This window comes from Immundisolibacter sp. (genome assembly GCF_041625615.1).
GTDB lineage: Bacteria > Pseudomonadota > Gammaproteobacteria > Immundisolibacterales > Immundisolibacteraceae > Immundisolibacter.
Genome location: NZ_JBFJTF010000074.1, coordinates 1 through 11176, shown reverse-complemented (window position 1 = coordinate 11176; position 11176 = coordinate 1). Strand labels below are relative to the sequence as shown.

At 69.5% G+C, this 11176-nt stretch carries 12 protein-coding genes; 5 read left to right on the top strand and 7 right to left on the bottom strand.

Annotated features, from left to right (window positions below; genetic code table 11):
- The 3 genes from ABYX71_RS07335 to ABYX71_RS07325 form a co-directional block, all read right to left on the bottom strand.
- Positions 1-479, bottom strand: a 479-nt coding sequence (locus ABYX71_RS07335) for an aromatic-ring-hydroxylating dioxygenase subunit beta (protein ID WP_372695859.1), incomplete at its 3' end; no start/stop codon positions are given.
- 5 nt (positions 480-484) lie between these two features.
- The gene (locus ABYX71_RS07330; RefSeq protein WP_372695858.1) at positions 485-1732 is read right to left on the bottom strand and encodes an aromatic ring-hydroxylating dioxygenase subunit alpha; all 1248 of its coding nucleotides are present in this window, start codon (positions 1730-1732) and stop codon (positions 485-487) included.
- 221 nt (positions 1733-1953) lie between these two features.
- Positions 1954-3108, bottom strand: a complete 1155-nt coding sequence (locus tag ABYX71_RS07325; protein ID WP_372695857.1) for a class I SAM-dependent methyltransferase — start codon at positions 3106-3108, stop codon at positions 1954-1956.
- 56 nt (positions 3109-3164) lie between these two features.
- On the opposite strand from ABYX71_RS07325, the gene plsY reads away from it, so the two are divergent.
- Both plsY and ABYX71_RS07315 read left to right on the top strand, forming a co-directional pair.
- Complete coding sequence (gene plsY, locus ABYX71_RS07320; RefSeq protein ID WP_372695856.1) at positions 3165-3776, top strand: glycerol-3-phosphate 1-O-acyltransferase PlsY; 612 nt, start codon at positions 3165-3167, stop codon at positions 3774-3776.
- A complete protein-coding gene (locus ABYX71_RS07315; protein WP_372695855.1) occupies positions 3773-4234 on the top strand; it encodes an EVE domain-containing protein in 462 nt (153 codons plus the stop codon). The genes plsY and ABYX71_RS07315 overlap by 4 nt, the downstream gene beginning before the upstream one ends.
- Before the next feature lie 21 nt (positions 4235-4255).
- Here ABYX71_RS07315 and ABYX71_RS07310 read toward each other — a convergent pair whose 3' ends face one another.
- Positions 4256-4543: an encapsulin-associated ferritin-like protein gene (locus tag ABYX71_RS07310; RefSeq protein ID WP_372695854.1), complete on the bottom strand. Its 288-nt coding sequence runs from the start codon at positions 4541-4543 to the stop codon at positions 4256-4258.
- Between the two features lie 122 nt (positions 4544-4665).
- Here ABYX71_RS07310 and ABYX71_RS07305 point away from each other — a divergent pair, with 122 nt between their 5' ends.
- Positions 4666-5283: a class I SAM-dependent methyltransferase gene (locus ABYX71_RS07305; protein ID WP_372695853.1), complete on the top strand. Its 618-nt coding sequence runs from the start codon at positions 4666-4668 to the stop codon at positions 5281-5283.
- A gap of 14 nt (positions 5284-5297) precedes the next feature.
- Here the strand turns inward: ABYX71_RS07305 and tsaB are convergent, their stop codons facing one another.
- The 3 genes from tsaB to hemW are packed head-to-tail and all read right to left on the bottom strand — an operon-like array spanning position 5298 to position 9078.
- The gene (tsaB, locus tag ABYX71_RS07300) at positions 5298-5966 is read right to left on the bottom strand and encodes a tRNA (adenosine(37)-N6)-threonylcarbamoyltransferase complex dimerization subunit type 1 TsaB (protein WP_372695852.1); all 669 of its coding nucleotides are present in this window, start codon (positions 5964-5966) and stop codon (positions 5298-5300) included.
- Positions 5963-7870, bottom strand: coding sequence for an ATP-dependent DNA helicase (locus tag ABYX71_RS07295; RefSeq protein WP_372695851.1), 1908 nt, complete (start codon positions 7868-7870; stop codon positions 5963-5965). Before ABYX71_RS07295 ends, tsaB begins: the two co-directional genes overlap by 4 nt.
- Positions 7867-9078 carry a radical SAM family heme chaperone HemW gene (gene hemW / locus ABYX71_RS07290; RefSeq protein WP_372695850.1) on the bottom strand — a complete coding sequence of 404 codons (1212 nt, stop codon included), beginning with the start codon at positions 9076-9078 and terminating at the stop codon, positions 7867-7869. The genes ABYX71_RS07295 and hemW overlap by 4 nt, the downstream gene beginning before the upstream one ends.
- Between hemW and ABYX71_RS07285 the strand changes: the two genes are divergently transcribed.
- Positions 9077-9745 (top strand): SCO family protein, encoded by a 669-nt coding sequence (locus tag ABYX71_RS07285; protein ID WP_372695849.1) that lies wholly within the window; start codon positions 9077-9079, stop codon positions 9743-9745. The genes hemW and ABYX71_RS07285 overlap by 2 nt on opposite strands.
- 387 nt (positions 9746-10132) lie before the next feature.
- Positions 10133-11176, top strand: a 1044-nt coding sequence (locus ABYX71_RS07280) for a cbb3-type cytochrome c oxidase subunit I (RefSeq protein WP_372695848.1), incomplete at its 3' end; no start/stop codon positions are given.

Sequence of the window (11176 nt, the reverse complement as noted above, 5' to 3'; positions counted from 1 at the left end):
TCGTCGCCGTTCACCAGCACCACTTTCTTGTAGGCCATGCGCAGTTGCCCGTCGACCCGGCGCAGCCGGTGCGTGCTGCGGCCGGCCCACAGGCGCAGCTCATGCGTGGACTGGACCACCGTTTCCATGAGCATGAAGTTCGAACCCACCTCGTAGCCGTCGTCCAGGCGCGTCACCTCGACGTTGGACAGCAGGCGGCGCATCGGCGAGGCCGGCTCCTGGCTGAAACGGTAGCCGGTGGCCAACTGGCGTACGCGGGTGGCGATACGCGTGCGGTTGTCGTAGATGTGCGAGACATGCGTGTTCGGATCATGCCCATCGGCGCGCGGCACCCAGTACACGCCGTCGTCCGTCCACAGGGCTTCCCAGTCGGCGTAGCGGCCTTCGTCGGCCAGGCGTGCCTCGAGATAGACGAAATCCGTGACCTCGCGCAGCTCTGCGTCGCTCAGAGCCGGTCGTTCCAGTGCAGTCGTGTTCATTACCGTTAACCACCCATGACGTGCAGGTAGTGCTGCCAGAAACCGCGATTCGAGGTCTCGTCGGTCATGTGGGAACTGCGCACGCCGCGCGCGTCGATCTCCTCGCGATTCAGGCCACGACTCAGGTCGCACCACGGATCACCCGACTCCAGGGCCCGCTGCGTGCGCTCGGCAATGGAGGCGTCGTCCGCCACCAGGAACGAGGCCGGCCCGAGCGCGCCCTCGCTTTGCCGCAGCAGACGGAAATCGAGACCCTCGGCGCCTTCGAGCAGCATGGGCGTGTGCCACTGCACGCTCTTGTCCACCGCCAGCGGCTGGAAGATGACAATGTTCATCTCGGCCAGGAACAGGTTCGGCCAGATGCAGGCATGCGGTGGCCCCAGGTGCATCAGCTCCTCGGCGCGCTCCTTGCCGTAAGCCTCTTCCAGTGCGGCGACGTACTCGGGCACCTTCTCGGGGGTGGAGCCAAGCCACTCCAGCGGCTTGGTGTAACCACCGGCAAAGTCGATTTCGGTGTGGCCGTTGCCCCAGTCGCGGATCACGCCCTTGATCTGCTTCTCGTCCGACACGAAGCTGTCGTACTGCGAGCGGATGGCGCGCATGAAAGACTGGTGCGTGAAGCCGACGTGGTAACCGTCGGTGTCGTTCTCGGGCAGCATCTTCCAGTTGGCGGCGTACTCGTGACGCACCCAGCCGGCCGTCAGGCGCAACTGGCCGGTCGGCGACAGGTCACAGGCCCTGTCGATCAGCTCCTTGGCGCGCCCCAGGTGCTCGTCCAGGGAGATGCCGTCGGTGGCGGCACTGGCGAAGATGAAGCCGCGATAGTTGCCACTGCGCGGCACTTCCAGCCCGAGCTTGGTCCAGTCCTTCTCGAAACCACCCGCGTGCGGCACATCCTGCAGTTCGCCATTCAGGCCGAAGGTCCAGCCGTGATAGGGACAGGCGAAGTTCTTGGCGGTACCGGTCGGCTTGTTGCACAACAAGTTGCCACGGTGCTGACACCGGTTGAAGAACACGTTGACCGCGCCATCCTGGCCACGGACCAGCAGGTAGTGCTGGCGCCCGACCGTGCGGGTGACATAGTCACCCACATTCGGCAACTCGCTTTCGTGGGCCACGAACACCCAACCGCGGTGAAAAATCTTGTCCAGTTCGTCCTCGAACACGTACGGTTCGGTGTACAGCGAACCGTGTACCCGATCGGGCTGGATCAGGTCCCGGTAACTGGCCGGGGTGAGACGTTCGATACGCATGCCCTTTGCTCCTGCTGCGTTATCGCCGGCCGTTGTGCCGGCACTGCGAAGCCCCTACTGGCTCCGAGCTGACGAAATCGGGTGTCATCCGCGTCTGGCGTCTGCACATTGCTGGCGGATAGCGCACGCCGTTCTGCTCCATCCCACCCATTCTAACGGTCGATAGGGGGAATCGACCATTTCACTGCCGAACAACCTGACCGGCGTCAAGCCCGGCCCGCCTACAACGCATGACGCCGGTCACCCTCCCGGAACCCGCGCAACGCCACGTCGCCCAGATCGCGGGTCAGGGCCAGCACCTTGAATGCCTCGCCCATGGTCTGCGGCAACAGCAACTGGCGCGCCTGCACAGCAAGATCCAGATAGTCCTCACTGGTCGGGTCAACGGCCTCCAGCAAGTCGGCCAACCCACAGTTGATCAGGAACTGCGCCTGGTTGGCGAAACCGGCCACGGTCAGGCCGGCCTCGCAGGCCGCCTGCGCCATGGCCGAGAAATCGACGTGAGCGGTAATGTCCTGCAGCCCGGGCCAGCGCAGCGCGTCGTCGTGCGCCTGCTGGCGGTAGTAACAGCGCAGCGTGCCGGCGCTGCGCTGAGGGTGGTAGTACTCGGCGCTCGGGTAGCCATAGTCGATCAGCAGCGCGGCGCCGCGCACCAGCCGTTCGGCGAGCGTCCGCAGCCACGCCTCGGCGGTCAGGTTCAGCTCGGTCTCGTAACCCGGCGGCAGGCCGAGCCCCGCCAGGCGCTGCGCCACCTGCACGTCCCGAACCGGCTGTGCCTGCAGGCACAGCGCGTCGTCCTCCAGCGCCACGCACAGCTCCGCCGCCCCCCCGGCGGTGGCCCGAAAACGCCGCACCGGCATGGCGTCGAGCACCTCGTTGGCGATCACCACGCCGCAGACCCGTTCCGGCAACTGCGTAAGCCACTGCACCCGTCCGGCGAGCTGCGGCACGCGCCGGGCGATGGCTTCGTGCTGACGCTGCTGGAGCTCCGCGCTGAGCTCCAGCATGAGATAGCGCGACGGCACGCAGCCGAGCCGCTCGAGCTCGGCCAGCAGATCGGCCGCCAGCGCACCACTGCCGGGGCCGAATTCCAGCACCTCGCCGCCGGGCACCGCCTGCAACACCTGCGCCACCTGCCGCGCCAGGGCACGGGCAAACAGCGGCGAGCGCTCCGGCGCGGTGACAAAGTCGCCCTCGGCGCCGAACTTGCGAAGCCCATTGACGTAGTAGCCCAGTCCCGGCGCGTACAGCGCCAGCTGCATGTAGGCATCGAAACCGAGCCGTCCGCCGGCGGCGGCCACCGCCTGGCGGATGCGTGTCACCAGCCGCGCCGACAGCGCCAGCGCATCCGCCTCGGGCACCGGCGCGTCACGCACCGGCGGACACCGGTACCATCGGCACCGCCTCAAATCCTGAAACGCGGTCTTGCCGGATGTTGTTGTCTGTCGCTCTCACTGTCGTCGCCTATCTGCTGGGCTCGCTGTCCGCCGCCATCGTGGTGTGCCGTCTGCTGGGCCTGCCCGACCCGCGCCGCGAAGGCTCGCGCAACCCGGGCGCCACCAACGTGCTGCGCATCGGCGGCAAGTGGCCGGCCTTCCTGACCCTGGCCGGCGATCTGCTCAAGGGTGTGCTGCCGGTGCTGGCGGCGCACGCGCTCGGGCTGCCGTCGTGGGGCCTGGCAGCGGTCATGTTCGCGGCCTTCATGGGCCACCTGTACCCACTCTATTTTGGCTTCTCCGGCGGCAAGGGTGTGGCCACCACGCTCGGCGTGGTGCTGGCCATGAGCCCGCCGGTGGGACTGGCCGCCTGCCTGACCTGGCTGGCCACCGCGGCGATCACGCGGTATTCCTCGCTGGCGGCGCTGGTGGCGATCGGTCTCACGCCGGCCTACACGCTGCTGTGGACACGCCAGGCGGCGCTGGTCCTGGCCACGGCATTGATCGCCGCCATCCTCGCCTGGCGCCACCGCGACAACATCGCGCGCCTTCGCGCCGGCACGGAAAGCCGCATCGGCCGCAAACGCTCTGCCCCGGAATCCCCATGAATTACTGGCTGTTCAAGTCCGAACCGGACGTGTTCGGTATCGACCACCTGGCCGCCAGGCCCGACGCCACCGAACACTGGGACGGCGTGCGCAACTACCAGGCGCGCAATTTCATGCGCCAGATGCAGGTCGGCGACCTGGCCTTCTTCTACCACTCCAACTGCAATCCGCCGGGCATCGTCGGCATCGTCGAGGTGGTGCGCGAGGCCTACCCGGACCACACCGCCTGGGATCCGGAAAGCAAGTACCACGACCCAGCCTCCACGCCCGACACGCCACGCTGGTTCATGGTCGACGTGCGCCTGGTGCGCAAGCTGCCGCGCCTGGTGTCGCTGGCCGAGCTGCGCGACAACCCGGCCCTGGCCGAGCTGCCGCTGGTGCGCCGCGGCAACCGGCTGTCGGTGATGCCGGTGCCGCAGGCCGCCTGGCAGATCATCGAGGACATGGCCGGCGCCTGACCGGCGACGGCCGATCGCCCCCTACTTGTGGGCGATCGGCTTGTTCGTGAACAGATAGTCCTTGAGCTCGCCGTCGAAGGTCGGGTCCTGGCGGCGGATCCACTCCAGCACCATTGCCGCGTGCTCCTTTTCCTCGTCCCGGTTGTGGGCGAGGATCGCCTTCAGTTCCTCGTCCCTGCAGGCGTCCACACGCTGGTTGTACCAGTCGACCGCCTCCAGCTCCTCCATCAGCGAGGTGATGGCGCGGTGCATGTCGCGTGTGGCGTCGGACAGTTCTTCAATCGGCTCGTGATAACCCTCGTTGGCCATGCTGTTCTCCTGTACAGGCTGTGCGTCGACCCGATGCGCGGGGACCGACATCCAATACTATGTCAGCCCGTTCATGCATAGCCGGTGACGGTGCTCCGGCCGGGCGACCGGGGAGGATGGCCTTGAACCTTTACGACCGTTACCTGATGCCGCGGCTGATCGATGCCTGCTGCGGCCTGCCGGCGATCCAGGCCCACCGCGCCCGGCTGCTGCCACTGGCCCGGGGCGCCGTGCTGGAAATCGGCATCGGCACCGGGCGCAACCTGCCGTTCTACGACGGCACGCGCATCACCATGCTGCACGGCCTGGACCCGGCCGCGCAGATGCAGCGCACCGCCGCCCGCCGCGCCCGGGCAGCCGGACTGACGGTGCAGCTGATCCCGCTGTCGGCGCAGCAGATACCCGCTCCCGACGCGCACTACGACACCGTCGTGTGCACCTTCACCCTGTGCACCCTTCCGGACCCGGTGGCTGCCCTGCACGAGATGCGCCGGGTGCTGGCGCCCGGCGGCCGGTTGCTGTTCTGCGAACACGGACGCGCACCCGAGCCGTCGGTGCAGCGCTGGCAGGATCGCCTGACGCCGTGGTGGAAACCGCTGGCCGGTGGCTGCCATCTGAACCGCGACGTGCGCGCCATGCTGCGCGACGGCGGCTTCGCGCCGACCGCCATCGACAGCGGCTACATCGCCGGTCCGCGGCCGTTCGCGCACATCACCCGTGGCGTGGCCGTGGCCGCCTGAGGCGGCCGCGAGACTCAGCCGCCGTGCGTGACCCGGTCGCGCAGATACACCGGCAGCGCCTGGTCGGCCGACCCCGCCTCACCACGGGCATGGGCCGCCGCCGCCAGTTGCGCCAGCGCGCCGGCGCGTGGCCACACATCCGGCTCCACCGCCTCGACGTGCGCGCCGAGGCGCGCGTGCAGCGCCTCGCCGTGCGCCGCCCAGCCGGGGCCGACACCCCGGCCGCGCCAGCCTGCCGGCGGCAGTGCCACCGCGCCGGGCGACGCCAGACCGTCGGCCACCACGGCCGTCACCAGGCCGTCGTCACCGCGCATGTAGCCGCCGAAATAGACCTCGCCCAGGCGCGCATCGAAGGCCGCCAGCACGCGTTCATGCCCGCTGGCCTGCGCCATCGCCGCCAGCGTCGACACCGCCACCACCGGCCGGTCCAGGCCCAGCGCCAGCCCCTGCGCCACGCCGGCGGCGATACGCAGGCCGGTGAAGGCGCCCGGCCCGCGCCCGAAGGCGATGACGTCCAGCGCCGTGCGGGCAAGACCGGCCCGGGCCAGCAGGCCCTCGATCATCGGCAGGATCAGCGCCGCATGCTGACGCGGCGCCAGGCGGTGATCCTCCAGCACGCCGGCCTCGGTCAGCAGGGCCACCGAGCAGCAGTCGGTGGCGGTTTCGAGCGCCAGCAGGTTCATGCCGGGGCCTGCGCGAAGAACTGCTGCACATCGCCCAATTCACGGGTGATCGGCATCGGCGGCAGGCTTTGCAGAAACACCCGGCCATAGCTTCGGCCGAGCAGGCGACGGTCGCCGACCATCAGCACGCCGCGGTCGCCGGCGTCGCGGATCAGCCGGCCGAGCCCCTGTTTGAGGGTGATCACCGCCTGCGGCAGCTGGTAGTCGTTGAACGGGTCGCCGCCGTGGGCGCGCAGGTGGGCGATGCGCCCGGCGACCACCGGCTCGCCCGGCGAGGCGAACGGCAGCTTGTCGACGATGACGCACGACAGCGCCTCGCCGCGCACGTCCACGCCCTGCCAGAAGCTGCCGGTGCCGAGCAGTACCGGCGCCACGGCGCGGCGAAACTGCGCCAGCAGTTCGCGATTCGGCCGTTCGCCCTGCACCAGCAGCGTGAAGCCGTCCACCGCCCGCAGGCGCGTTGCCGCCCGGCGCAGCGCGCTGTGGCTGGTGAACAGCATGAAGGCCCGCCCGCGACTGGCCGCCAGCACCGGCAGCGCGGCCGCCACCAGGGCGTCGGTGTAGCCGGGATCGGCCGGCTCCGGCAGGGCGGGCGGCAGGTACAGCAACGCCCGCTCGCGGTAGTCGAACCCGCCCGGCAGGGCCAGCGTGTGGGCGTCGTCCAGCCCCAGCCGCTGCACGAAATGCTCGAAGCGGCCGGCCACCGCCAGCGTGCCGGAGGTGAACACGCAGGCGCGCTGGGCGCGCGGGAAGTGCGTATTGAACAGCGGCGCCACGTCCACCGGGCTGGCATGCAGGGTGCACGAACGCGCGCGCACGTCCACCCAGCGCACCTGGTCGGCCTGCCCCTCGCCCAGGAACGGCGCCAGCCGGGTGCTGAGCAGGGCGATACGGGCCGTGCAGTTGTCCAGTTCCTCGCTGCGCCCCTCCAGCGGCTCCAGCGCCGCCGCCAGGTCCGTCAGCGCACCGCGCACCGCCTGCAGGGCGGCCACGAACTGCGCCGGCAGGCGCGCCGGCCACGGCTGCCGGCGCACCGGTTCACCGAGCGAGGCCAGCAGACCGCCCGCCGCCGCGCCGAGCGCCTGCGCCAGCGGCGGCAGCTGCGGCAGATCGCCCAGTTCCGCCGCCTGCGCCAGCAGGTCGCGCGCCAGGTCCGTCAGCTGCAGGCTGCCCAGGCTGATGCCGAAAAACAGCGTCGCCACGTCCGGCAGCAGGTGTGCCTCGTCGAAGACGAACACATCGGCGTCCGGCAGCACCTCGCCGAAGCCGGTTTCCTTCAGGGCCAGGTCGGCAAAGAACAGATGATGGTTGACCACCACCAGGTCCGCCTGCTGCGCCGTGCGGCGGGCCTTGAGCAGGAAGCACTCGCCGATCTGCGGGCATTCCTGGCCCAGGCAGTTGTCGGCGGTGGAGGTGACGAACGGGCGCAGGCTCGACTGCGGCGACAGTTCCTCCAGCGCGTCGAGGTCACCGTCGACCGAACTGCCGGCGAAATGGCGCACCGCCGCCAGCGCCGGATGCAGGGAAAGATCGGCACCGAAATCGCCGGCCGACACCCGCTCCAGGCGGTGGTGGCACAGGTAGTTGGCGCGTCCCTTCAGCAGCGCGGTGTCCACCGACAGGCCCAGGGCGCGCTGCACGGTGGGCAGGTCGCGATGAAACAGCTGGTCCTGCAACGCCCGCGTGCCGGTGGCGAGCAGCACCTTGCGCCCGCTCATCAGCGCCGGCACCAGATAGGCGAAGGTCTTGCCGGTACCGGTGCCCGCCTCCACCAGCAGCGTGGTGCGCGCGTCGATGGCCGTCTCGACCGCCTGCGCCATGGCCAGCTGGGTGTCGCGCGGCGCGAAACCCGGCAGCGCCTCCACCAGCGGCCCGTCGGCACCCAGCAGGTCGGTGGCGCTCACGCGTCCACCGACGTCGGCAGGAAACACTCGAGCACGCTGTCGAGCAGATCGAAGCCGCGGGACGTGGCGCGCGCGCCGTGGGTGTCGACCGTCACCAGCCCCTGGCGGGCCGCCTCCTGCAGGCGCGGCCGCACGGCACCCAGCGACGCGCCGGTGCGCTCGCCGAACTGCCGCCAGGTGAAGCCATCGACCAGGCGCAGCGCGTTCAGCAGGAACTCGAACACCCGCTCGTCGTGATCCAGCCGGCGCCGCTCGGCCACCGCCTGACCGGCACTGGCCCGGGCCATGTAGGTCGCCGGCTGCCGGTACTTGGCCAGGCGCACGATGCCGTCCGGCAGCGTCAGCTTGCCGTGGGCACCGGCGCCGATGCCCAGGTAGTCGCCGAACTGCCAGTAGTTGACGTTGTGCTGGCAGCCGTGGCCGGGCCGGGCGTAGGCCGACACTTCATAACGGCTGTAGCCGGCCGCCGCCAGACGCGCCAGACCCGCCTCGTAGATGGCTTCCATCCGCTCCGGCGCCGGCAGCGGCGGCGGATGGCTGTAGAACACCGTGTTCGGCTCGAGCGTCAGCTGATACCAGGACAGGTGGCCGGGCTCGGCCGCCAGGGCGGTGTCCAGGTCGCGCAGCGCCTGGTCAACATCCTGCCCCGGCAGACCGAACATGAGATCGAGGTTCAGGCGTTCGAAACCGCAGGCACGCGCCACCTGCACCGCCCGCCGCGCCGCCGCCGCGTCGTGAATCCGGCCGAGCGCCTTCAGGCAGGCATCGTCGAAACTCTGGACGCCCAGCGACAGGCGATTGACGCCGGCCTCGCGAAACCCCGCCAGGCGCCCGGTGTCCAGCGTGCCGGGGTTGGCCTCCAGCGTGATCTCGGCCCCGGCCAGCACCGGCAGGTGGGCGCGCAGTTCCGACAGCAGCCGGTCGATGGCGTCCGGCTCGAACAGGCTCGGCGTGCCGCCGCCCAGGAACACGCTGATCACCGGCCGCCCCCACACCAGCGGCAGATCCGCCTCCAGATCGCGCAGCAGGGCGTCGATGTACGCCGCCTGCGGCAGCGCCGCCCCGGCCACATGGGAATTGAAGTCGCAATACGGGCATTTGCGCACGCACCAGGGCAGGTGCACGTACAAAGACAGCGGCGGCGCGCTGCTAAACTGCGCCGCCGCCCCGTCGCCCGGGCGGTGCTGCGTGAGAGGTTGAACGTTCATGACACGGTGCCGGCCCAAGAGCTGGGCGCGTGCAGTATATCGCCCGCTGCTGACCGCCCTCCTGACACTGCTGATCGTCGCGCCGACGGCCCGCGCCGGCACGGTGCTCGAACCACCGCGGCCGGTGGCTCACCTCAAGCTCATCGACCAGCACGGCGCGGCGCTGACCGCCGACGCGCTGGCCGGCCGCTGGACGGTACTGTTCTTCGGCTTCACGCACTGCCCGGACGTGTGTCCGACCACCCTGGCCCGGCTTGCCGGTGTGCAGCGGCGCCTGCCGGAGGCAGTGCGCGAGCGGGTGCGTTTCATGCTGGTGTCGGTGGATCCGATGCGCGACACACCGGCGCGGCTGGCCGAATACGTATCCGCCTTCGGACAGGATTTCGTCGGCGCCACGGCGCCGCTGGGGGATCTGGCGCCGCTGCTGCGCGAGCTGGGCGTGAGCTATGCCTATACCGCCCAGGAGCATGGCGAGCATGCCGGCCACGCAGGCCACGACGCCCATGCCGGCCACGGCGCGCCGGCCTACACGGTGACGCATTCGGAAACCCTGTACGTGCTCGATCCGCAAGCGCGCCTGTACGCCGTGTTCACCGACGCCGAAGACGACTACGACCTGCTGCGGTCGCTGAGCACCTGGGCCGCCCGCGGCCCGAGCCAGCCCTGAGTGCCGTCAGCGGGCCTGTGACCCATTCGGACCCTCGGCCGGCCAGGGCTGGCCGCACGCGAATCACGCACGCAGGGGCCTGATTCGCGCGGGCCAGTCCCGGCGTGTACCGGACTGGCGACCCTGAGGGATGCACAGCCTGTGCATCCCTATCGAAAGCGCTGCGGCGACTGCCCCCCAACGGGCGGGCGGCTGCGGCCACGCCCCGCACTGACAAACCGCTGCCGCGTGACGACCTGCCCCCGCTCCCGGCCCACACCAGCGCCCCGCCGCGGCTGACCCCAACGAACGCTTACGCTGCGATGGCGTGACCTAGATCAACACGCGTTTTCTGCAGCGCACCACACTTTGCGCACCCGTGGGTTGGCAACTAGTGCAGGTGGGTTCATGCAGGCAGGGGCAGGCGCGATCGAGTACAACGACACGGTCGTGCGGCAATTCGCGGTGATGACCCTGGTATGGGGCATCGTCGGCATGCTGGTGGGCGTGATCATCGCCGCCGAGCTGATCTGGCCCGACCTCAACATGGGCCTGCCGTACCTCAGCTACGGCCGCCTGCGACCGCTGCACACCAACGCGGTGATCTTCGCCTTCGGCGGCTGCGCGCTGTTCGCCACCAGCTATCACGTCGTGCAGCGGACCTGCGGCGTGCGACTGGCCTTCGATCGCCTTGCCAGCTTCACTTTCTGGGGCTGGCAGGCAGTGATCGTGGCCGCCGCCGTGACGCTGCCGCTGGGCATCACCACCAGCAAGGAATACGCCGAGCTGGAGTGGCCGATCGACATCCTGATCGCGCTCGTCTGGCTCAGCTACGCGGCGGTGTTCTTCGGCACCCTGGCACGCCGGCGCATCCGCCATATCTACGTGGCCAACTGGTTCTACGGCGCCTTCATCCTGACCGTCACCGTGCTGCACGTGGTCAACAGCCTGGAAATCCCGGCCGGCCTGTTCAAGTCCTACCCGGTGTACAGCGGCGCCGTCGACGCCATGGTGCAGTGGTGGTACGGGCACAACGCGGTGGGCTTTTTCCTGACCGCCGGCTTCCTGGGGATGATGTATTACTTCGTGCCCAAGCAGGCCCAGCGGCCGGTGTACTCGTACCGGCTGTCGGTGGTGCACTTCTGGGCCCTGATCTCCACCTACATGTGGGCCGGCCCGCACCACCTGCACTATTCCGCGCTGCCGGAGTGGGCGCAGTCGCTCGGCATGGTGTTCTCGCTGATCCTGCTCGCGCCCTCCTGGGGCGGGATGATCAACGGCATCATGACGTTGAGCGGTGCCTGGTACAAGCTGCGCACCGACCCGATCCTCAAGTTCATGATCGTGGCTTTGAGCTTCTACGGCATGTCGACGTTCGAGGGCCCGATGATGTCGATCAAGACCGTCAATGCGCTGAGCCACTACACCGACTGGACCATCGGCCACGTGCAC